The sequence below is a fragment of the Aristaeella hokkaidonensis genome, from assembly GCF_018128945.1.
GTDB lineage: Bacteria > Bacillota > Clostridia > Christensenellales > Aristaeellaceae > Aristaeella > Aristaeella hokkaidonensis.
Genome location: NZ_CP068393.1, coordinates 2,516,093 through 2,539,130 on the forward strand (window position 1 = coordinate 2,516,093; position 23,038 = coordinate 2,539,130).

General features: G+C 55.3%; 18 protein-coding genes. 7 read left to right on the top strand and 11 right to left on the bottom strand.

Annotated features, from left to right (window positions below; translation table 11 throughout):
* Nucleotides 1–82 precede the first annotated feature (82 nt).
* The 3 genes from JYE49_RS11515 to JYE49_RS11525 all read right to left on the bottom strand — a co-directional run bounded on the left by JYE49_RS11515 (nucleotide 83) and on the right by JYE49_RS11525 (nucleotide 3,709).
* Nucleotides 83–1,654: a type 2 periplasmic-binding domain-containing protein gene (locus tag JYE49_RS11515; RefSeq protein ID WP_093957345.1), complete on the bottom strand. Its 1,572-nt coding sequence runs from the start codon at nucleotides 1,652–1,654 to the stop codon at nucleotides 83–85.
* A 153-nt stretch (nucleotides 1,655–1,807) separates the two neighbouring features.
* Nucleotides 1,808–2,728, bottom strand: coding sequence for a carbohydrate ABC transporter permease (locus JYE49_RS11520; RefSeq protein ID WP_179217332.1), 921 nt, complete (start codon nucleotides 2,726–2,728; stop codon nucleotides 1,808–1,810).
* 27 nt (nucleotides 2,729–2,755) lie between these two features.
* On the bottom strand, nucleotides 2,756–3,709 hold the full coding sequence (locus JYE49_RS11525) for an ABC transporter permease (RefSeq protein WP_093957344.1): 954 nt from the start codon (nucleotides 3,707–3,709) through the stop codon (nucleotides 2,756–2,758).
* Nucleotides 3,710–4,008: 299 nt separating this feature from the next.
* On the opposite strand from JYE49_RS11525, the gene JYE49_RS11530 reads away from it, so the two are divergent.
* A complete protein-coding gene (locus JYE49_RS11530; protein WP_093957343.1) occupies nucleotides 4,009–6,267 on the top strand; it encodes a helix-turn-helix domain-containing protein in 2,259 nt (752 codons plus the stop codon).
* A 49-nt stretch (nucleotides 6,268–6,316) separates the two neighbouring features.
* Here JYE49_RS11530 and JYE49_RS11535 read toward each other — a convergent pair whose 3' ends face one another.
* The 5 genes from JYE49_RS11535 to JYE49_RS11555 form a co-directional block, all read right to left on the bottom strand.
* Nucleotides 6,317–7,063 carry a nucleoside/nucleotide kinase family protein gene (locus JYE49_RS11535; protein WP_093957342.1) on the bottom strand — a complete coding sequence of 249 codons (747 nt, stop codon included), beginning with the start codon at nucleotides 7,061–7,063 and terminating at the stop codon, nucleotides 6,317–6,319.
* A complete protein-coding gene (gene pyrE, locus JYE49_RS11540; protein WP_093957341.1) occupies nucleotides 7,056–7,739 on the bottom strand; it encodes an orotate phosphoribosyltransferase in 684 nt (227 codons plus the stop codon). Before pyrE ends, JYE49_RS11535 begins: the two co-directional genes overlap by 8 nt.
* Before the next feature lie 155 nt (nucleotides 7,740–7,894).
* Complete coding sequence (locus tag JYE49_RS11545) at nucleotides 7,895–8,071, bottom strand: hypothetical protein (RefSeq protein ID WP_283399387.1); 177 nt, start codon at nucleotides 8,069–8,071, stop codon at nucleotides 7,895–7,897.
* A 129-nt stretch (nucleotides 8,072–8,200) separates the two neighbouring features.
* Entirely contained in the window at nucleotides 8,201–8,932 is a 732-nt protein-coding gene (locus JYE49_RS11550) for an alpha/beta hydrolase family protein (protein ID WP_093957339.1), read from the bottom strand.
* Nucleotides 8,933–9,443: 511 nt separating this feature from the next.
* Entirely contained in the window at nucleotides 9,444–11,060 is a 1,617-nt protein-coding gene (locus JYE49_RS11555; protein ID WP_283399386.1) for a sensor domain-containing phosphodiesterase, read from the bottom strand.
* A gap of 420 nt (nucleotides 11,061–11,480) precedes the next feature.
* On the opposite strand from JYE49_RS11555, the gene JYE49_RS11560 reads away from it, so the two are divergent.
* Complete coding sequence (locus JYE49_RS11560) at nucleotides 11,481–13,355, top strand: EAL domain-containing protein (protein WP_304582918.1); 1,875 nt, start codon at nucleotides 11,481–11,483, stop codon at nucleotides 13,353–13,355.
* Nucleotides 13,356–13,418: 63 nt separating this feature from the next.
* Here JYE49_RS11560 and JYE49_RS11565 read toward each other — a convergent pair whose 3' ends face one another.
* On the bottom strand, nucleotides 13,419–15,689 hold the full coding sequence (locus tag JYE49_RS11565) for an AMP-binding protein (RefSeq protein WP_093957336.1): 2,271 nt from the start codon (nucleotides 15,687–15,689) through the stop codon (nucleotides 13,419–13,421).
* A gap of 842 nt (nucleotides 15,690–16,531) precedes the next feature.
* On the opposite strand from JYE49_RS11565, the gene JYE49_RS11570 reads away from it, so the two are divergent.
* Together JYE49_RS11570 and JYE49_RS11575 are read left to right on the top strand one after the other, a co-directional pair.
* Nucleotides 16,532–17,923 carry an MATE family efflux transporter gene (locus JYE49_RS11570; protein WP_093957335.1) on the top strand — a complete coding sequence of 464 codons (1,392 nt, stop codon included), beginning with the start codon at nucleotides 16,532–16,534 and terminating at the stop codon, nucleotides 17,921–17,923.
* Between the two features lie 92 nt (nucleotides 17,924–18,015).
* Complete coding sequence (locus JYE49_RS11575; protein ID WP_283399385.1) at nucleotides 18,016–18,150, top strand: hypothetical protein; 135 nt, start codon at nucleotides 18,016–18,018, stop codon at nucleotides 18,148–18,150.
* Between the two features lie 2 nt (nucleotides 18,151–18,152).
* On the opposite strand, the gene JYE49_RS11580 is transcribed toward JYE49_RS11575, so the two are convergent.
* Complete coding sequence (locus tag JYE49_RS11580; RefSeq protein ID WP_179217329.1) at nucleotides 18,153–18,296, bottom strand: hypothetical protein; 144 nt, start codon at nucleotides 18,294–18,296, stop codon at nucleotides 18,153–18,155.
* A gap of 211 nt (nucleotides 18,297–18,507) precedes the next feature.
* On the bottom strand, nucleotides 18,508–19,590 hold the full coding sequence (locus JYE49_RS11585; protein ID WP_179217328.1) for an extracellular solute-binding protein: 1,083 nt from the start codon (nucleotides 19,588–19,590) through the stop codon (nucleotides 18,508–18,510).
* 148 nt (nucleotides 19,591–19,738) lie between these two features.
* Between JYE49_RS11585 and murA the strand changes: the two genes are divergently transcribed.
* The 3 genes from murA (at nucleotide 19,739) to JYE49_RS11600 (ending at nucleotide 22,927) form a co-directional block, all read left to right on the top strand.
* Entirely contained in the window at nucleotides 19,739–21,001 is a 1,263-nt protein-coding gene (gene murA / locus JYE49_RS11590; RefSeq protein WP_093957333.1) for a UDP-N-acetylglucosamine 1-carboxyvinyltransferase, read from the top strand.
* 18 nt (nucleotides 21,002–21,019) lie between these two features.
* Entirely contained in the window at nucleotides 21,020–21,547 is a 528-nt protein-coding gene (locus tag JYE49_RS11595; protein ID WP_093957332.1) for a DnaJ domain-containing protein, read from the top strand.
* Nucleotides 21,548–21,721: 174 nt separating this feature from the next.
* On the top strand, nucleotides 21,722–22,927 hold the full coding sequence (locus JYE49_RS11600) for a PIG-L family deacetylase (RefSeq protein ID WP_179217327.1): 1,206 nt from the start codon (nucleotides 21,722–21,724) through the stop codon (nucleotides 22,925–22,927).
* Nucleotides 22,928–23,038 lie beyond the last annotated feature (111 nt).

The window sequence follows — 23,038 nt, forward strand, 5'->3', positions numbered from 1 at the left end:
AAAAAAACTCCCCCGGTGATCGGCCGGGGGAGAAAGGAGGTTACCACAGGCCGGCTCTCGCCGGTCCAGGGGGGGGCGTAAATCAGTTGCTGTGGGTCGCGGTATAGTTCCTCTGGTAGATTTCCATGTAGGTAGCCAGGCCGATTTCATTCAGGTGGGCAACATAATCATCCCACTCGGCCTCGACACCGCCGCTGGACAGCCACTTGGCGCGCATTTCCTCGGTGTAGTTGATGATGTCGGTCTTGATCAGGTTCAGCTCATCAGTGTCTTCTTCACTCAGGATCATGCTGGGCAGGTAGACACTGGTGGCATACTTGCGATAGTAGTTCTCGTTACGGTCGAACTTTGCCTGGTGACCGGCGGAACGCGGGATCTTGCTGCCGAAGAAGTCGCTGGTCAGCGCGATCGGGCCGTCGGAAGCAAAGGCTTCCTTATAGCGGAACTCGTCATAGCTCATGCCTTCGGGCGTATCGATATAGTCATAGGTGCCGTCGCCGTTGTCCTTGATGTTGATGCCGATGGGGCCCAGGTCGCACTGCATGGACTGGATCGGATCATAGAAGGTGTCCACCCACCGCATCAGCAGGGCAGGATCCTTGCACACGTTGGTAATGGAGAAGCCGTTGGCGGACATGGTGGAGTCGGGGGAAGTGCCCCAGGAAGTGGTACCGTCCGGTCCGAGGAGGGGGCTCATGGGCTCATACTCATCCTCGTGCACAGTGCCCAGGTCGAAGGAGTTCCAGCACATGAACACACCGATGTTGGCGATTTCACCCTGGTTCTGGGAATTGTAGGTCTTCTTGTCCATGGTGAAGCCTTCCTGGTCGATCAGGCCCTTGGCAAAGAAGTGCTCATACAGGTATTTGCAGCCTTCCTTGTATCCTTCGGTAACCGGGACAAAGACCAGCTGGCCGTCCTCGCCGACCACGATGTGGGTGTTGCCGGCAGCCAGGGTATCCGCATAGCCAAACGCACCGAAGAAGCCGCCGATATCACGCTGGGAGCCCAGGAACTTGAAGGTCATGGGGATCTCATCATTCGGGTCGCCGTTGCCGTTGGCATCCTGTTCTTTGAAAGCCGTCAGCACTTTTTCGAACTCTTCCAGGGTAGTGGGTTTTTCCAGGCCCAGCCGTTCCAGCCAGGTCTTGTTGATCATGATATTGGAAGCGATCGTGCCGTCCTCGCCTTCCTGTACGTAGGGCGTGGAGTAGATATTTCCATCAGGAGCGGTAATCATGGACTTGATGTCCGGGCGGCGCTCCAGCAGCGCCTTGATATTGGGAGCATACTGGTCGATCAGGTCATTCAGCGGAATCAGGATGCCCTGGGAACCGTAAACAACCAGGTCGGAGGAGCTCAGGGAGAATTTGCCGAAGAAGCCGTCCGGCAGGTCCTTGTTGGCAGCCAGCAGCAGGTTCTTCTTCTCGTCATATTCCGCCTGCTGGATCTTCTGCCAGTTGATATGCACACCGGTCAGTTCTTCCAGGTTCTTGAAGAACACCATTTCGTCCGGGTCTCCGTGCAGCGGACGCACACGGATGATCAGGTTGAATTCCGCGGGGGAATCCACGAGGGGGTAGCCTTCCGCCAGCGCCGCCGCGCAGGACAGCACCAGGGCCAGGGCCAGGATGACAGCCAGGATCCGTTTCATGTTCTTGCCTCCTTGATAAAAGTAATATATTGCAGGGCATTTCGCGCCCTAAGAAACGGAAGAAAATGAAGACTGAGGGTTGCCAAGTGATCAGTGAAGAGTGATGAGTGAAAAGTGAAGAGTGAAGAGTTGATGATTGGTGCGGTAAAAGGTTTATCCTTTTACAGCTCCGATCATTACCCCCTGAATGAAATAGCGCTGGAGGAAAGGATAGAGGATCATCAGCGGGAGGGAGGAGGCGATGATGATGCCGTATTTGATCAGGTCTCCCAGCCTCTGCTGGGCCGCCAGGTTGGAAGCATCCTCCACCATGTCACCCATTGTGTTTTCAAAGAGGATGCTCCGGAGCACCAGCTGCAGCGGACGCTTATCATCGCTGATGATATAGTACAAAGCATTGGAATAAGTGTTCCAGTGACCTACCGCATAGAAGAGAACCAGCACGGCCAGGATGGATTTGCTCAGCGGCAGGACAATCTGCGCGAAGAACTGCGCATTTGTCGCTCCGTCCAGCTGGGCAGCCTCCAGCAGGTCATCCGGGATACTCTGCTGGAAGAAAGTACGGGCCACGATCAGGTTCCAGGTGCTGACTGCCCCGGGCAGGATCAGCGCCCACATTGTATCGATCAGTCCCAGGTCCCGGATGTGCAGGTAAGTCGGAATCAAACCCGCGGAAAAGATCATCGTAAAAGCAATCATCATCATGAAGAAGTTGCGGCCAACCAGGTCTTTCCGGGACAGGGCGTACGCGGCCGGAACCGTCAGCAGCATATTCACCAGCGTGCCCACACCTGTATATACCAGCGTATTGCGATAACCGGTAAAGAAGGACTTATACTCCAGAATCCGCCTGTATCCGTCCATCGTCGTCTTGACAGGGTACAGGATCACCCGGCCGGCATTGACGTCCACCGGATCCGAAATGGAGGCGATCACAACAAAATACAGCGGATAAGCCACCACCAGGAAGCAGATCGTCAGAATCACATAATTCATGATATCGAACGTTCTGTCCATCCGGGTCTGGCCTACTTTCAGCCCGCGCTTTTTCGCCGCCAGTTCGGTCTGCAGCATACAGTTTCCTCCTTTCCGTGAATATGCTCAGAAGAGCGAAGAGTTGGTTATTCTCTTCGAGATAAAGTTCACTGTAGTAATCATGACCAGGTTCACCACGGATTCAAACAGGCCCACCGCAGTGGAGAAATCAAACTGACTCTGCTGCAGGCCCCGCTTATAAACGTAGGTGGCAATGATTTCCGAAGCGGAAATATTCAGGGAAGTCTGCATCAGGAAGGCCTTCTCAAAGCCAACCGACATTACTTTGCCGGCACTGAGGATGAACATCACCACAACGGTCGGCAGGATCCCGGGCAGGTCAATGTGCCAGACCCGCTGGTACTTGTTGGCGCCGTCCATGATGGCCGCCTCATGCAGCTCCGGGTTGATCCCGGACAGGGCCGCCAGGTAGATGATGCTTCCCCAGCCCGCATTCTGCCAGATATCCGATCCGATATACAGGGGCCTGAACCAGGCAGGCTCCGCCGTAAAGTGGATCCGCGTTCCTCCCAGTGCGGCAATCAGATGATTGATAATCCCGGAACGGGGAGAAGTAAACAGGAAAATGATACCCACCAGCACCACGGTGGAAATAAAGTGCGGCGCGTAGATGGTCGTCTGCACCAGCTTCTTGTACCGCTTGGAGGGCAGCTGGTTCAGCAGCAGCGCCAGCAGGATCGGCACCGGGAAAGAGATCAGCAGGGTTTCCACACTGACCGCCAGGGTATTGGTTATCAGCCGTTTGAAATCCGGGGTTTTGAAAAAATGTTCAAAATTCCGGAATCCGACCCACGGACTGCCCCAGATTCCCGGAACAGCTTTGAATTTCTTGAACGCAATCTGGACGCCCAGCATCGGGTAATACCGGAAAAGCAGGAAATAGGCGATCGCCGGAAGCAGGAACAGATAAAGCTGCCAGTTGCACAGGATCCTGTTCAGCTTCCTCCGTGCCGGAGTCAGCCGCAGATCCCTGCCCGGGTCCCTTGCCAGCGTCGTCATGCGTTTCCACCGCGCCTTTCCGTTTGCATTTATGCCATTCTGCCTCAGCAGGTTCTTTTGATGTCAAAATCGTATGTGTTTTATGCCAGATAGTCAATCTTCACTTTTTGAAATGATATTCATTTCTTGAAATCAACCCTGTTTGCAGAGTTCAGTATACATTTTTTGAATCGTCAATTCTGACAATTCATCGCCGCTTTTCCTATCCCGCCATTGTCCAGGAAGGCCCCGGAATGTTATAATGCCTCCATCAGAACACGTTCTGAAAAGTTTCATCAACACAGAAGGCGGCCGGGCAAATGAAAAGCAAAAGTATTACCTTCTATCGCTATATTCTTTCCTACGCGCTCGTGCTTTTTCTGCCGATCGTCCTTCTTTTTACGCTCTTCAATTCCATCCTCCTGGACCGCTATAAGCAGGAAATCGCCGACAACAACACCCGCCTGCTGACCCAGATCCAGGAAAACATGGATACCCAGCTGGAACAGCTGATCAACATCTCCTTCATGATCCAGAACAATGCCGTAGTGAATCTCCGGACCAATGAAGGCGACGTGGTGGCAGCCCGGAAAGCAGTGGATACCCTGAACGTCCTGCATTCCGTCTCTTCCCTGCCGGACTACCTGATCACCTACCGGTCCGGGACAGAATACTGCTTCACCTCTTCCTCCCGGATCCGCCCGGAAAAGCTGTTTTCCGACCAGCTGGTATATGCCGGCCACACACTGGAAGACTTCTACGCCACCGTGGACCGGCCTGAAAACATCGTCACCTGGCCGGCGGATACCGTGCGCCAGTACGGCGGACAGGAAGCGGAGTATGTCACACTCTTCATCTCTGTCTCCGGCAATGTGAGAACTCCCAAGCTGCGCACCGCCTACCTGATTCCTTCCTCCCGGATCCGGAATAACGTCGGCCGGGTCACGGAGGAATACGGCGGAAGCGTCCAGATCACCGATTCTGACGGTACGCTGCTGCTGGGCATCGGTCCGGTTTCCCGGGAAGAATACCTGCAGGCCGGAGAACCGGCCGCCGACGGATCTGTCCAGGCCGGCGGAGAAAAGTACCTCCTCTCCTCCGCCCACTCCTCGCTGGTCGGCTGGGACTATACCGTACTGATCCCCGCCCGGGTGATTGAAGCGCCGATGTACAATATGCGGCGGGTGATGATCCTGCTGCTGGTTGCGGTTTCCATCCTGGGAGCCACCACTGTCTATTTCCTTTCCAACCTGCATTACAAGCCCCTGAAGCGGCTGACCGAAAAAGCCCTGAGCAGCCATGAGCCGCAGCCGGGCGATTCCCGCACCGGCCGTACAGATGAGATGCGCCAGGTGGAAGCCGTGCTGGATGCCCTGGCCCAGGAAAGCCGGTCCAGCCGCCTCGCGCTGGAAGAAAGCCGCGACGTCCTGCTGCAAAGCGGACTGCGCAGGCTGCTTGCCGGTGAATACAGCCCCCGGCTGAAAGAAGATCTTGCCCGCAACGGCCTGGCTCTTTCCGATAACGACCAATACAGGGTTGCCGTGCTGGACTGCGACCGGAGCCGGGCTGCCGCCCTGCGGGAGGAAGCAGGCGTCTTCATGGCCTCCCTGTCCTTCGGACGGCAGGACGCGGTGCTCTGCTCCAGCCTGCCGGGTGAAGGCAGTTTCGCCATCCTCTTCCCCGGTGCCGCTGAGGATGACAGGGCCGAAGACAGCTTTTACAGCCTGAAGGGCCGGCTGGAAGACGTCTGCGGCGTACCCGTTTCCGTCGGTCTCAGCCTTCCCCGCCCCGCGCAGGAAATCGGCACGGCTTACAGCCAGGCCGTCCGCGCGCTGCAATTCCGCCTGGTACGTGGCAGCGGCTGCCTGGTAACATACTCTTCCGACCTGGATACCGCCTCTTCCCTGCAGAACTATCCCCGGGAGCAGCTGGAACAGCTGCAGTGGTACCTGCTGCAGCGGGATCCGGAAAATGTTTCCCGCCTCCTGCACCGCCTGCTGGACAACCTGCAGAAAGGACCCGTCTCCTTCAACTTCGTCCGGATGGTCTGCTTCGACGTGGTGAACACCACCGTAAGCACCCTCTATACCGGAAAGCAGGGCTCCCCCGCCCCCACAGTACAGCCCGAGATGCTGGAGCAGCTGATCTCCTTTGACACGGTACCGGAACTGGTGGAACTGCTGGAGCAGTTTGTGGATGAGACCTGCGCCTCCCTGAAAACCCTGCAGCCGGACAGCGGCGATGACCGCCTGCAGGAAATGAAGGCCTACATAGAGGAAAACTGCTTTGACGAAATCTTCTCCCTGCAGGCCATGGCGGACCGCTTCAGCCTGACGCCCTCCAACCTGTCTCACTATTTCAAAAGCTGCGCGGGACAGGGTGTTCTGGAATATGTGCAGGCACAGCGCAAAAAAGAAGCCTGCCGGCTGTTGTCGCAGACTGATGAACCTGTGCAGATTGTGGGCGCCCGGGTGGGCATGCCCAATGTGTCTTCCTTTATCCGCTTCTTCAAGCAGCAGACCGGGATTACCCCCGGCCAGTATCGGAAACAGGCACACGCTTCCACTCCGGAAGAATAAAATTCCCTGCCAATCATAAACGCGGCGTCATCTGACGCCGCGTTTTCCTTTACTTTTCTTCCGCCCGGTAATCCCCGAGATCATCCAGCCGGAGCTGCAGATCCGCCGGGGCCGATCTGGCCAGGCACAGCCGGACGTTGGGCATATCGCTGTAGTCCACAAACCGGACTGCGGCATCCTCCGCCACGCCGGTATGGAGCTTCCGGTCAATCAGCCGGTCCCGCAGGAGTTCCTCCCCCGCGCTGACGGATACCGTGTAATCCGCATACGCGGCCAGGTCCCGCCAGCCTTCCTCGTCCAGCAGCAGGTAATTGCCCTCCAGCAGCACAATATCCCCGTCCACCGTCAGGGCATCTTCCACCGGGTTATGGAGCAGCCGGTCATAGACCGGCCAGCCGCAGACTTCCCCGGCTGCGACCCTCCGCACCGCGGCAAGCAGCTTCTGCAAGTCAAAGGTCACGGGAGCGCCCTTGATCTCCACCATACGGATCGTTTTCCCGTCCCGCTCCGTCGTATGACTCAGCAGGTATTCCTGCCGCCTATGGAATCCATCCATGCCGACAGCCTGCACGGGGCACAGTCCGGCCCGCTCCCGGGAGAGCCGCTCCAGGAAACTGGCCAGCGTACTCTTGCCCGCTCCGGGCGGTGCCGCAAGCAGCACCAGGATCCGTCTTCCCGCCGTGCGCTGTATGGCTGTCAGCTTTTCCAGCAGCGGCACGAAGATCCCGTTCACCGCCCGGTCACTGTAACGGGCAGCCACCTCTATACCGTTGATCAGGATATGATGTTCAGTCACCGCTGTTTACCCCGTAAATCTTCTGGTATTCCAGCACCCGGGCGTACAGGGCGTCATCAATATACACCTTTCCGCCGATTTCCCGGTTGTGCAGGTAAGAGACCACCTCCCGGATGGTAACGATGGGGCAAACCTTCACGCCGAACTCCAGTTCCAGTTCCGCCAGCGCAGACTGCTCTCCCCTGCCCTTTTCCATCCTGTCCACAGCGATGATGATCGACTCGACCCTGCCCAAGTCCAGAATCTTCAGCCGTTCCATGGACTCCCGGATGGCAGTTCCGGCAGTGATCACGTCCTCCACGATGACAATCCGGTCATCCTTTCCCGGGATCTTTCCGACAATAGCGCCGCCTTCCCCGTGGTCTTTCTTTTCCTTCCGGTTAAAGCAGACAGGCACCCGTACGCCGTACCGGCTGTACAGCGCTGCCGCTGTTACTGCCACCAGGGTAATCCCCTTATAGGCCGGGCCGAACAGCAGGCAGCTTTCCCTGCCGATGTTTTCCACATAAGTCTGCGCGTACATTTTCCCGACCAGGTCTAACTGGTCCCCGTACGTCAGCTTTCCGGTATTGATGAAATAGGGCGTTTTCCGGCCGCTTTTCGCCGTGAAATCACCGAACTGCACCGCGCCGGACTCCGCCAGGAGCTCAATAAACCGTTTTTTGTCTTCATTCATTTTTTGATCCCTCCCCGTATGCGGATTCATTATACAAAAAGCGCGGGCTGCGGGCAATTCAAGACCGGAAAAAGGACAAAAGAAACCGGCGCCGGAGCATTTTCCGACGCCGGATATATCAACCTTTCAGCCGGTTCCGATATTACGGCTGTTCCTTATCCATCCTTCCGGATGAATCCGTAGGCCAGGGCCGCGACCGCAATCAGGATGAAAAGTCCGCTTGCTCTTGAGACGCAGTACAGCAGTCCGCGGGCACCTCTTGCCGCCAGGAGAACCAGTGCGGCAACGCCGATGATCAGGCCTACACTTCTGTTCCTATCCATGCCGAACATTCTCAATGCCCTCCTTCCGTACATATCGGTGATTCCTTCACCGTGAGGAAAGCATATCATACGGTCTTGGGATAAAACAGGACGGGAAGCGACAAATAAGGCCTCTTATTTTTCCGCCGCGGGCAGATTTCAGTGTTCCAGGAAGAACGCAGTTTCCTGGGCCATAGCATCCTGCTTGGACGCGCCCGTGAAGCCGTGTCCCTGTCCCGGATAAACGATCAGCCGGGCATCCGCATAGGTCTTCTGCGCTTTCTCCGAATAACGGAGCGGTACAATGGGATCCTTATCCCCGTGAAGGATCAGCACCGGGCCGGTGTAGGCGGGCAGCAGATCATACAGGTCAAAGGAAGTGGCATCCTCGTCATACTTCCGGCTGATCTTTGCCCCCATGATGCTGCTGACCTCCGGGAAAGTGCCGTCCGGCAGTCTCCGTTTTTCCGAATCGTCCTGCAGCACAATGGCCGGGAACTCCAGCACCACCGCTTTGATATCCTCCGGGCGCCGGGAGGATACGTAAGCTGAAACAAAGCCGCCCTGGCTGGCTCCCCACAGATATATATCCGAGATTCTCCCGTCATTCCGAAAGTGATCGATGACCGCGTTCAGATCCGCCGCTTCCGTCAGCACGGACATATCCAGCATGGTTCCGCTGCTCTTCGAGTTGAACCCGCCGCCGCAGAAATCCAGGTTGTAGGTCGCAAAGCCTGCAGAAACGAAATGAGCCGCGCTGTCCATATCCAGGGTATGATTTCCCCCGAATCCGTGGGAAAGGATAATCAGCGGGGCCGGGGTCTTTCCTTCCGGCAGCTGAAGCACACCAAAGACGTTTCCGTTGGGACTCTGGATAATAATTTCTTCCATAGGCACCTCCGCAAAAGCAAAATTGAATATAACGATAAGGAGAAGAAGTAATATTGAGGTCAGAGGTTTTTTCACGGGAACCACTCTCCCTGTATCATACTATAAATAGTATACCAAAAATTAATACTTTGCGATCGCCGTATTCCATTTCTGCATCGCCTATGTCTCGCATAAATGGACGGCTGTAGCATGGGCGAAGCTCTGACAACTGCCAGTGGCAGATATTTTGTCAGAGCTGAGGTCAAGCGAAAGGGAGTGAGCTCCCCAGTGGGGAGTCACGACCATTGAGCTTGCGGATAGGTATTCGCCGTGGATGGCTCGGTGTTACCAGCGCTAAAGCGCTGACACCTGCATGGACGATCTGTTACCAGCACTAAAGTGCTGACAGATCTGTTTAAAGCACGGATGCCTCCTCAATAACTTAAAACTTAAAACTTAAAAATATTTTTGTTTTACGATGAAGATCTTCGGGGAAAGAAAAAAGAGGGCTGAGCCCTCTTTGAATGTTGGATTATTTGGCGGAGTCATCCTTCTTGTCGGAGTCCACCACGAGCGTGGCGGAGCCGTAAGCCTTCAGCGGATGGCCGGTCTCATCAAACTCGGTGGTATATCTCACATGGAAGGGAATGCGGCCGACCGTCAGCGGGATGATCGCTTCCAGCTCTCCGACACCGTCCTCCAGCTTTCTGTGCCATTCACGGTACATATCCGCGTAATCCGGCGGGAACAGGCCGCTTTCGATCACGGGTTCCGGATAATTCTTTACAACAGGCGGCAGGCCCAGATCCCGCATGCAGCGGAAGCAGGGACGCATTTCATGGGTGTCAATGCTGTACTCCCAGGCATATATGTTTGCCTGTTCGAAAGCGGCACGGAGACGTTTGTCACTGTCCACCATTTCCTGGATGTTCTTCTTCTCTTCTGTGATGTTCTGGACGATGGCATAGATGATCGACTGATCACCGCCCCGGCCAATCACACGCAGGCCGCTGCGGACACAGACCCGCTCCACACCGCAGCACTTGGATTGATAAGTGCGCCAGGTTTCGCAGGTTTCTTCCATGCCGGTCTGAATAGCCTTGCGGATGGTCTTTTCGTAAATCTCCCGGTTTTCCGGAGAGAAGGGTTCCCAGAAATCAGCAGACAGGATATCCTGTTCTGTCATGTTCATGCCGGATTCCTTGACGTACTTGGAGTTTACCCGCAGCATATCCACCTGGCCCTTTTCATAGGAGAAAATGGCGGCGGCGCCAACGTAGTTGTTGAAGATCAGGGTTTCCAGGGAATCCGGATCCCAGAAGCGCTCCGCTTCCATCGCCTTGATCAGCAGCAGGGAGGGCTTCGTGGGCTCAATATCATGCGCCAGCAGCAGCATCATGAAGTCTTCCTTGGAAATCGGCTTGGAATACAGGTACCCCTGTACGTAATTGCAGCCAATGCTCTTGAGGAAGTCGGCCTGCTCAATGGTTTCCACACCTTCCGCCAGGGTCGGGGTGTTCAGCCACTTGGCCATCTGTACCACCGCGTTAACAATCACGCCGCCGCGGCCGCCCAGGCCTTCCCCGGCCAGGAAGCGCAGGTCCAGCTTCAGGAAATCCACGGGCAGGTTCTTGAGGATGCTCAGGGAAGAATATCCGCTTCCGAAATCATCCATCTCCACCAGGTATCCCTTTTCGTGGAACTGCTTCACAGCATTGGAAATCAGGTCAAAGCCGCCGATAGCGGAAGACTCGGTAATCTCCGCGCGGAAATAATGCACGGGGACGTCGTACCTTCTGCGGATTGCTTCAATCTCATTCACATAGTCATGGCCGAAAAGGTCATGACGGGAAATGTTGAAGGAAATGGGCAGCATATAATTCGGGCAGCTGTTATGGAAACGGCAGATTTCTTCAAAGGCAAACAAATCAGCCCGATGGATGAGACCGTAATTCTCCATAATCGGGATGAAATCGTCCGGGAGTTGTTCCCCGAGTTCCGGATGCCGCCAGCGCATGAGAGCTTCCGCTCCGATCAGACGGCCCGTTGAATGATTGTATTTAGGCTGATATACCAGATAAATCTGGCCATTTTCAATAGCCTCATCAAACGAACTGATGATTTCCTGTTCAGTCATCTTACGGTGCATGAAACGGTCCCCTTCCAGGACGAAAATGTAATGCATACTCCCGTATGGGGATAGGTATGCATGATTATTATATTGTAAAACGTTCCAAATGGCAAATGGAAAAATTGGCAGGACAACTTTGAAAATCATACAACTATATAGGGTGAAAATCCATATATCCAATTTGATGTAACCGATCACAACCGCTGAAATGTATGGAAAACAGCAGACTTCAGGTCTTAAGCGACATACACAAAAAATCCTTTACAAGCCATGTAACTTATGCTATATTTGTCCGGTCAAATCAAGTGTTCAATGTGACAAACGCACAGAATGACACTCCCCCGGTAAGATACGTTTTTACAATTTGCTCAGAAAGGTTCCCCCCGTGGGGAAAGGACAGCAACCAGAAAAATGAACTACAGCTTTACCGTCCCAAGCATGTTGATCCTGCTGGTCATCATGGGTTACTACTTCTTCCGTCCCAGGCTGCCAATCCGCCTGAACCGTGCTTTCCTGGCTATCCTGGTCATTGATATCTGCACGGAAATCCTTGAGGTTGCCTCCTTCCGCCTGAACGAAACCTGGCCGGAGCATGCCACCGCATTACTCTGGGTTGTCAATGTGCTGTATTTCATTTTTGTATATGTTCGTTCCTATATGTTCTTTGTGTTCACAATCAGCGTGCTTGATTCCAAGTCCCTGATCTGGTCACGGCTGCGCATCTTTTCTCCAATTGTATATGTTCCCTGCGTCCTGATTGCACTGTCCACTCCGTGGACCCACTGGCTGTTCCGGATTGAAGACGGATTCCACCAGGGTCCGCTTTACTGGACGATCTTCGCCTGTGACTGCTGTTACCTGACTTTTGCCACCATCGGTATTCTCCGGCACCTGAAGGAACTGAGCGCGCATGAAATCATCAGCCTGCTGGCCATCCAGGTAATCCTGAAGGCCGGTATTGTCGCCCGTTTCCTGCTGCCGAATATTATTGTAATGAACACCTTCTGCCTGATGGCCATCGTGGTGATTTTCATTTCCTTCCTGAATCCGGATCTTTATCTGTCCGAACGGGGATATGTTTATAACCTTCCGGCCTTCCATGCCCTGCTGGCTGAATGCTGGCAGCGGAAGAAACCCTGCCGGGTGCTGGGCTTTACCATCCAGAATTATAATGAACATCGGGAGATCTTCGGCGGAAAGCAGATGGATGACGCCCTGATCGGCATCAACAAATACCTGCTGGAAACCTTCCCACACCTTTGCAGTTTCTATCTGCGGGGCGGTTCCTACGCCATGGTGGGGCAGAACGAACCCGACCTGGCGGAACTGCGCAAGACGCTCAGCGAACGCTTTACCGGTTCCTGGAAAACCGGAGCCGGCGAACTGCGGCTGGGCATCTCTTTTGTGGAAGCGGATATGGACCTGATGAACTGTCCCTCCGACCGGCTGGTCAATACCTTGATGATTTCCCTGGATGAGCTGAGCCGTGTGGCCGAACCGGATACCAGCCGTTCCCTGATGGATTCCATCGATGAGATCAACCAGAAGCTGGAGATCCGCCGGTGCCTGGAAAAATCCCTGGACAGGGACGAACTGGAAGTGTTCCTCCAGCCGCTGATGGACAGCAAAACCGGAAAACGGATCGCGGCGGAAGCGCTGGTCCGGCTGCGGGATGACAACGGCAACCTGATCCGGCCGGACCTGTTCATCTCCATGGCAGAACAGGAAGGCTATATCGTACGGCTGGGCGAGCAGGTGCTTGCCAAGGTCTGCCGGTTTATCCGGGATCATGACATGGAAGCCCTGGGCGTCCAGTGGATCAACGTCAACCTGAGCCCTGTGCAGTTCATGAGCCGGGACGTTCCTTCCCGCTTTGCGGAAATCCTGAAGGAATATCATGTGGATGAAAAAATGATCCACCTGGAGATTACGGAACAGAGCATGATCGACTTCTCCCTTCTGCGGGACCAGATCACCGGCCTGCACGACAACGGGTTTGAGTTCTCCCTGGATGATTACGGAAGCGGTTATTCCAACCTCTCCAGGGTTCGCCAGTACCCCTTCACCAATATCAAAATCGACATGGAAGTCGTGTGGAACTACTGCAAGGAAAAAGACATGCTGCTCCCCGCCCTGGTGGAAGGCTTCAAGCGGATGAACCTGAGCATTACCGCCGAGGGCATCGAAACAGAGGAAATGGCCGGCGCCATGAAGGATATCAGCTGCGACTACCTGCAGGGATATTACTTCTCCCAGCCCGTGCCGATGGATGAGTTTGTGGAACAGACCATGCAGATGAATAAAGCCTGCTGAAAGGCATAAAATGAAAAGGGCCGGTCCGAATGGACCGGTCCTTTTCCGTTTCTGTTCCGGAGATTACAGCAGGTTGCGCTGGATCTTGCCGGAGATCGTCTTGGGCAGTTCGTCCCGGAAGACAATCTTGCGGGGATATTTGTAAGGCGCGGTATGCTCTTTGACATACTGCTGGATTTCCTTTTTGAGCTCTTCGGTTCCTTCGGTGCCCTTGGTCAGGACAATGGACGCCTTGACGATCTGGCCGCGCACCTCATCCGGTTCGGCGGAAACGCCGCACTCCAGCACATAGGGCAGTTCCATGATGACGGATTCGATCTCGAACGGCCCGATACGGTAGCCGGAGGATTTGATAACGTCGTCAATCCGGGAAACATACCAGAAGTAGCCGTCCTCATCCCGCCAGGCTGTGTCGCCGGTGTGGTACATGCCGTCGTGCCAGGCTTCCTTCGTCTTTTCCTCGTCCAGGTAATACTCCCGGTAGAGACCGCAGGGAACATTCCTGTCGGTATGGATAACAATCTCGCCCACTTCACCGCTTGCAACGGAATTGCCGTCCGGATCCACGATATCCACGTCGTACTGGGGATTGGCCTTACCCATAGAACCGATCTTCGGCACGGTACCGGCCAGGTTGCCGATGGTCAGCGTGGTCTCCGTCTGGCCGAAGCCCTCCATGATCTGCAGGCCCGTGGCCTTCTCGAACTGGCGGTAGACCTCGGGGTTGAGGGCTTCGCCGGCGGTGGTCATATGGTGAATGGAGCTGAGGTCGTAATTGGCCAGGTCCACCTTGATGAACATCCGGAGCATGGTGGGCGGTGCGCAGAAGGTCGTGATGTTGTATTTCTTGAACATGGGCAGGATATCCGCCGCGTCGAACTTATCGAAGTCATAGACGAAGACCGCGCCCTCGCACAGCCACTGGCCGTAAAGCTTGCCCCAGAGGGATTTGCCCCAGCCGGTGTCGGAGATGGTGAAGTGGAGACCGTCCCGCTCGCAGCAGTGCCAGTACTTCGCCGTGACGTAATGTCCCAGGGCGTAGGTGTGCCGGTGCTGAGCCATCTTCGGATTGCCGGTGGTGCCGGAAGTGAAGAACATGAGCGCCGGCTCGTTGCCGCAGGAGGCGCCTTCCGGACGGCGGTAGCGGCGGGTGAAGAGCGGGTATTCCGCATTCAGGTCATGCCAGCCCTCCCGGGAACCGTTGACCATGATCAGGGTTTCCACGCTGGGGCACTTGGCGGCGGCCCGCTCGGCAATTTCAGCGGTGTCCCCGTCAGCCGTGCAGATCAGGGCCTTGACGCCGGCAGCGTTGAAGCGGTACTCAAAGTCATGCTCCTTCAGCTGGTTGGTTGCGGGGATCGCGATAGCGCCCAGCTTGTGCAGGGCCACCATGGAGAACCAGAACTGATAGTGCCTCTTAAGCACCAGCATGACCCGGTCGCCCCGCTTGATTCCCAGGGAGGTGAAATAGTTGGCGCACTGGTTGGAGGCGTCCTTGATATCCTTGAAGGTAAAGCGGCGCTCCTCATGATGCTTGTCCACATAGAGCATGGCCAGCTTATCCGGATACTTGCGGGCGATCTCGTCCACGATATCAAAACCGAAGTTGAAGGTTTCATGATTCGGGAAGCTGATGGAAGTGAGCCTTCCCTGCTCATCCTCCTTCGCGTCAATAAACTTCTCGGCAACCAGGTGACCCTCATACCGGGCAGCCTTGGGTACGGCCGCGAAATCAGCGCCGCTCTGCTGTCCTTCAACCGGAAGGATCATCGCCAGGAAGACGCAGTCCTTCCCGTTCACGGCGATCATGCCGTGCGGCAGGGAGGAGTTGTAATAGATGCTGTCGCCTTCCTCCAGGATCTCGGTATGGTCGCCGACCTGGACCTTCAGGCTTCCGGAAAGCACCAGATCGAATTCCTGTCCCTTATGGGTGGTCGTATGAATCGGCTCATTCTGCTGCTTTTCGGAATATTCGTAGCGGACCCAGTAGGGCTCAGCCACCTTGTCCCGGAATTTCGGCGCCAGGTTCGAAATGGCAATGCCCTCTTCCTTCGCGGTGGTCTCGCCCTTGCCGCGGCGAGTCACCGTGTAGGTGGACAGGAAAGCGTTGTGGCCTTCCAGCAGTTCCGTCAGCTCCATATTGAAAGCCTGGGCGGACTTGTAGATGAAAGTAAAGGGCATATCGGTCTGGCCGGCTTCGTAATCGAGGTATTCCGCAACGGTTACCTCCGTCTTTTCCGCCATTTCCTCAGGGGTCCAGCCCATGATCTCCCGCATTTCACGGATACGGGAAGCAACCGCACTCAATTGGCTCAGGTCAGTCCGGGTTGTCATCTGGAAACGCTCCTCTCTTTACAATGCAAAGTATGTAAGTCCTGGTCTTTCATACAGCAGAATGCCTGAATCGGATGGCCGGGAATAAATAAATGGCCCGTCTCATTTTTGAGACGGGCCATGTTGGCTCGCGGTACCACTCAAATTGTGCGCCTTTGCACACCACTTCAGACACTATCATGTCCTATGCCTTTACGCAGCAGTCACGGGAGACGCCTACTGGGATCAACCTTTCGGATCTCCGGCTCGGAAGCGATGGGATGAAGCTTCGGCCCGCCGGTTCACACCATACCCGGCTCTCTGTGGGGCTTCCTGCTGTTCCGTCTTCGTCACAGCCTTGTATGAAATTGCCTGAAGTGTAGCACGCTGAAAATAAGGTGTCAAGGGGTTTGTAACAAATACAGCGCAAAAACAATGAAATACATCGTTTTTGCAATTCACAATTCATAATTCATAATTCACAATTATGGAAACACTGATTAAATGAGTCCGTCAGATGCCAGATGGATTTTTTGACGAAATCCAGTGCAGATTTCGAAGGTTTAGTGGGGCTAAATCGAGAAATCTGTGCGAAGATAACGGTAAAAAAGGCACTGGCAGATGGGTGAGGGAATTAATCAGCGTTTCCTATATGCTGTCAGCCATCGCGTTACTGTCAACCAGACGCTCTTCCCGGAAGACAACATTATCCGAAATGATGCAAAAAAGTATTTCATTATGAATTATGAATTGTGAATTATGAATTACTTTTGTCCCCGTGAAGTATGTTTTTGGTGACTGTCTTTCCGGTCAAAATGTGATATAGTGAAAGGTGTTGAATTTTGAGTTTTACGGGGTTTGAGATGGAGAAAAAGAACGCACTGATCCGGGATCTGACGACAGGAAGCGTACCGAAAACGCTGCTGACGTTCTCGATGCCGCTTTTCCTTTCCGGCCTGCTGCAGATGGTCTACAACATGGTGGACATGATCGTAGTCGGCAACTTTGTCGGCACACAGGGTCTGTCCGCCGTATCCATCGGCGGCGAGGTGCTGATGCTGATCACCTTCGTGGCCATGGGCTTTTCCAATGCGGGGCAGATCCTGATTTCCCGCTACGTGGGTGCGAAACGCCATGACCTGGTGGGCGAGATGGTGGGCACCCTGTTCACCCTGCTGGAAGGCCTGGCCGTGATCATCATGGTGATCTTCCTGTTTACCTACAAGGAAATCATCAACTGGCTGAACACACCGGAAGATATCTGGGAATACACCCGCCAGTACTGCATTACCTGCGTGTGGGGCGTAGTCTTCATCTACGGCTACAACCTGGTTAGCGCCATCCTCCGCGGTATGGGTGATTCCAAGCATCCCTTCATCTTTATCGCAATTGCCTCCGTCATCAACGTCGTCCTGGACATCCTGTTCGTCGGCCCCCTGGGCATGGGTCCGCTGGGCGCCGCCCTGGCCACGGTCATCGGCCAGGCCGTCAGCTTCCTCTTTGCCCTGCGGCTGCTGTACAAAAACCGGGAGCAGATCCATTTTGATTTCAAGCCCCGGCATTTCCGGATCTATAAAAACGTGATCAATCAGCTGCTGAGCCTGGGCATCCCCATGGTCATCCAGAGCGCTGCCATCACCTTCTCCATGCTGTTCGTCAATTCCTATATCAACACCTACGGCACGGTAGCCGTGGCGGTTACCGGCGTTGCCCGAAAGCTGGAGAACATGATCGGTGTGGTCAGCCAGGCCATTTCCTCCGCCGGCGGCGCGATGGTCTCCCAGGCGCTGGGTGCCGGAAAGACGGAACGGGTGCCGAAGGTGGTCGGCCATGCTATGTGGATCGTCGCGATTCCGGCCGCCGTCTTCGCTGTAATCACCCTGTTCAAACCGGAATGGCTTTTCGGCCTGTTCTCCCAGGATCCGGAGGTGCTGGCCATGGCCATCACCTACATTCCCATCGCCATGATCCAGTATCTGGGCTGCGTCCTGCGGCCGCCGAACTTTGCCCTGATCAACGGATCCGGCAATTCCAAGCTGAACCTGGCGGTTGCCCTGCTGGACGGCATCTTCACCCGCATCGGCCTGAGCCTTCTGCTGGGCGTCACCTTCGCCTGGGGCATCCGGGGTTTCTGGTACGGCAACGCCCTTTCCGGCCTGGTTCCCTTCCTGATCGGTACGGCTTACCTGCTGTCCGGCAAGTGGAAGCGGATGGGCGCGCCGAAAAAGGTGGAGACAGCGGAAGAGCTGGACTAAAACCCAAAGACAGAACGAACCGCTCCGGGATTGTACCCCGGGGCGGTTCGTGATATAATTCATTCAGTTTATGGAAGAGGAGCGCTCTGTTTATGGAAACCGGAACGATTGTTGCAATCAGCGTAGTTCTTTTCGTGGCGATTATCGCCGTCATTATCTGCGTGGTCTCCGCCGTCAGTGCCGTCACCGGCATCAAGCAGACCAACGATGACGATTCCGAAGCCTGAGATCAGGCGTACCGAATCTCATCCAGACTGTAACGAACTGATTCGCCCAGGGAGTCATCTTCTACGGGCAGATCCACCCAGGGATGATCCGTCTCCCGGGGTTTTTTTATGGCTTCTGCCGTATTCTGAGGCTCATTTTCCCGCATGAAACAATCCCTCTCTCTTTCGAATCGGATTCACCCATATCTGGCACACTTCTGGAAGAGAGTCTACTCCATCTTGTGAAAAAAGGCAAGACCTTCCTTGGTACTGAATCGGTATTTTTTGAGCATCCGGGTGACCCCGGATGCTCAAAAACGTATAAATTATAATGCCTGAAACAGGATCATTTTTTTATGCTGATCACCCGGTCAAAACTCAGTTCAGCCGGTTGGCAACAATATCCATCCAGGCAAGATTGATTTCTTCCCGGCTGTGGTAAACATTTTCCCAGTTGACGCCCATATCCTTCGCGATCAGCTCTTCGGTATCCACAGAGCCGTAAGGGATCTGGTTCATATTCGCAAAAACGGAATGCATATAGCCGTTCAGGATCAGCTTCTGGGCCGGTTCGCTGAGGAACCACTGTTCCACCGCTTTGCAGGCTTCCGCATTGGCGTTTTTGCTGTGGGCGTCGGATACCGTCATCACGGTGGAGGGGATCAGGATCACCCCGTCCTCCGGATAGATGCAGGCCAGGTTCGTCAGGGGCACGCCCTGGTCTTCCGCGTCCTTCAGGGCCTTCAGCACGGACTCTTCCAGGATCATGGCGGCGGCAATTTCCCCGCTGCGAATCTTCGCGATGGAATCAGCGCCTGAGATGATCTGTATCTCGTTGGCCGCCAGGCCCTTCAGGTACTGGCGCCCGTAGTGGCCGGACTGGGTCAGGGAAGCTACCGCGGCAAAGGTGGTACCGCTGCTCAGCGGATCTCCCATGGCAATAACGCCCTTCAGGCTGCGGTCTGACGCGAAATCCTTAAAGGTTTTCGGAACCGTTACGCCCTTCTCCGCCCACCGGGTCTCCAGCTCCGGGTTATATGCCAGGACCATATTACAGACACGGACAGGATACCAGTATCCTTCCTCATCATAGGGAAAGCGGAGCAGCGAGGCGGCGTCCCGAACCTCAACCGGTTCCAGGTACTCCGCGTCCTTCAGTTCCAGGCTCAGGGCAGGCTCCGCCACCAGCAGCATATCACAGCCAAGCACGCCGTCTTCCATTTCCCCGTAAATCTGGTTGATCAGCCGGCTGGTACCGCCGTAAACAAAGAAGCTGCCGTTATTCCCGGGTTTCAGGTTAGGGAATTCCTCCCGGAGCGCTTCATCCAGCATATCCAGCACAAACTGGTACATGGAGGAATAGATGACTATTTCTCCCTGCACCTGCTCATTTCCGGCTGTGGCACCCGCGGCAGACAGGAGCATGCACAGCACAATCAGCAAAGCAGCAAGCCTCTTCATAGCGGCAGATCCCCCGTTTCCTGTTTTTCCCATAACAGATATATTGTACCATACAACCGGTCAGCCGGCAACGAGCCGTTCATCTTGTCAGCAGAAGTCGAAAAGTGTATAATAATTGAACAGGAAAGAATCGGAGGAGTGAAACCGGATGGGTAAAGAGCGGATGCTGATCACCGGCGGACACGCACTGGAAGGTGAGGTCCGGGTCAGCGGCGGCAAGAACACCGCCGTTGCAGTAATTCCTGCTACCCTGCTGAGCGACGAGCCCTGCACCATCGAAAATCTTCCCGATATTGAAGACGTCCACGCGCTGGCGGATATCCTGGTTGAGCTTGGCGCGAAAGTGGACTACGAACCCGGGCGCTGCATGCATGTGGATCCCCGGCCCGCAGAGGGCGTGGAGATCTCCTACCACAACGCCCAGCGTCTGCGTGCCAGTTATTACCTGCTGGGCGCCCTGCTGGGACGCTGCGGCAAGGCGCGGGTTCCCACCCCCGGCGGCTGTGAAATCGGCTCCCGCCCGGTGGACCAGCATTTGAAGGGTTTCCGCTCCATCGGCGCGGAAGCTGAAGAAATCGGCGGCATGCTGACGGCCGAAGGCACCCTGACCGGCGGCGACGTTTTCTTTGACATGGTCACGGTCGGCGCCACAGTAAACGTTATGCTGGCCGCCGTAAAAGCGAAGGGCCAGACCTTCATATACAACGCGGCAAAAGAACCGCACATCGTTGACCTTGCGAACTTCCTGAACAGTATGGGCGCAAAGATCAAGGGTGCCGGTACCGATATTATCCGCATCCGCGGCGTGCAGCGCCTGCACGGCAGCACCTACGCCGTCATTCCCGATCAGATTGAAACCGGCACATTGATGATCGCCGCCGCCGCGACAGGCGGAGACGTGATTATCGACGGCTGCATCCCCACCCATATGGACGCCCTGAGCGCAAAGCTGCTGGAAATGGGCGTGAAGGTCACGGACAGCGATGACGCCATCCGGGTGCATGTGGTCGGCCCCCGCCGTGCCATCAACGTGAAAACCCAGGTATATCCCGGCTTCCCCACCGACCTGCAGCAGCCCATGAGCGCCCTGCTGACCACGGCTAAGGGAACCAGCCTGGTGACAGAAACCATCTTTGAGCAGCGGTTCCGCCACCTGGATGAAATCCGCCGCATGGGCGCGCATGTACGCGTCATGGACCGCACCGCCATCATCGAAGGCGTACCGGAGCTTTACGGCGCGCCGATGACCGCCTCCGACCTCCGGGCCGGCGCTGCCCTGATTGTGGCCGCCCTGATGGCAAGGGGAACTTCCGAGATTTATGAACCCCACTATATTGACCGGGGTTATGAACATATTGAAGACAAACTCCGTTCCCTCGGAGCGGAGATCAGGCGGGAGTCCGCCCTGTGACCTGAGAGGTGCAATGTTATGAACAATCCCTTTGAGGTCCTGGGTCTGAAGGGACTAGCCACCCCGGATGAGATCCGGAGTGCGTACCGGACACTGGCCCGAAAGTGCCATCCCGACATGATCACGGATCCAGCCGAAAAAGAAGCCGCCCAGACGCGGATGGTCGCGTTGAACCTGGCTTATGAAGAAGCCCTGCGCCTGGCCTCCCCGCGGACCGGTGTCAATACAGTAACCCCTGAGCTTTCCAGCGCTGAGTCAATCCTGATGGCCCAGCGGGCAATGGCAAAGGATAATCCGGAAGGCGCCCTGCGCAGCCTGGTGCGCTGTGAGAAGCGTGACGGAGAATGGTATTACATGCAGGGCAAGGTCCTGATGGCAATGGAAGAATACGACAGCGCCCATCAGTCCTTCCGGGAAGCCGTAAGACTGGATCCGGACAACAATGTTTTCCGGGCAGGCGCGCTGGCAGCCGCCGTGGCGCAGCAAAAAGCCCAGAAGCTGCCTGGAAAAGTAAAGAAAGTATTCAAACACCTGGTCAGAAGATAAGATGGAATTCATAATTCATAATTCACAATTCATAATTATATGAACTGTGAACCAAAGAAGACAGCTCACCTGATAATATACAGAATCCGATCCATTCAGTGTAAACAGGCAAAAGCATCTTTCATTATGAATTATGAATTGTGAATTATGAATTGATAAATGGAGCGTATTGAGTTGAGCGCAAAGAGTTGGTACAGACACCTTGGACTCTTCGCCGCGATGGTGCTGATCGCGGCCCTTTTTTGCTTTACAGCCGCAGCCGCGGAGCCTGCAGCGGATATCACAAGTTCCTGCAAGTTCAATGCCGCCTCCGGCCGGAAATCCTTCAACGCCTGCAAGGACCGGAACTACAAAACCTACTGGAAGACCAGCAACGGCGATAAGGGCTATGTGGAAGTGACCGTACCCGACGGCCAGAGCGCTTCCGGCGTCATGGTACAATGGTATGAACATCCCCATGCCTGGGGCGTACAGGTGAAGGACGAGAGCGGAAGCTGGACCGACGCCGGCCATACAGAAGGAAACTACCTGGCAGAATACCTGCCGCTGCCGGAAGGCACCACCGTTTTCCGGGTGGGGAACGCCCCCGGAGAAAGACGTCACTTCAACATGGCAGAGCTGCGGATCTACGGTCCCGGCGAAACGCCGCCGGAAGCACAGCAGTGGCAGCCCTGCGCGGAAAAAGCCGACCTGATGCTGCTGGTAGCCCACCAGGACGACGAGGTACTGTGGTTCGGCGGCACGCTGCCCCGGTACGCGGGCGAAGAAAAGAAAATCTGCCAGGTCTGCATGATGGTTCCCTCCATGCCCTACCGCCGGCTGGAACTGCTGGACTGCCTGTGGACCTGCGGCGTACGGAACTATCCGGCTTACGGCAGCTTCAAGGATGCTTTTTCCTATTCGCTGAGCAAGCAGTATAAACACTGGAGCAAAAACCATGTTTATGAGGTGGTCACCGAGTGGATCCGGCGTTTCCAGCCGGACGTACTTCTGGCCCACGACCTGCAGGGTGAATACGGCCACGGCGCCCACCGGGTATGCGGTGACGCGGCCATGCATTGTGTGGAATATGCCGCAAACGAAAGCAAATTCCCCAAGTCCGCCAAAAAATACGGAACCTGGGATACGCCGAAATGCTATCTGCACCTGTGGAAAGAAAACGTGATCGATATGGACTGGCGCCAGCCGCTGGAAGCCTTCGGCGGGAAAACCTCCTTCGAGGTGGCCGAGGACGGCTTCCGCTGCCATATCAGCCAGCAGACTACGGATTATCATGTGGAAGACTGGGGACCCTGGGACAACAGCCTGTTCGGCCTGTACCGCACAACCGTGGGCCCGGATGAAGCCAAGAATGACTTCTTTGAGAACATCGGTAATTAATTCAGAATTAAGAATTAAGAATTCAGAATTATTTCTGCCGGTTTCCCGGAACACGTGATCCACCGACGTTATGTATTGCACAGATATATTATCAGCCTGACCGTAAAGGAT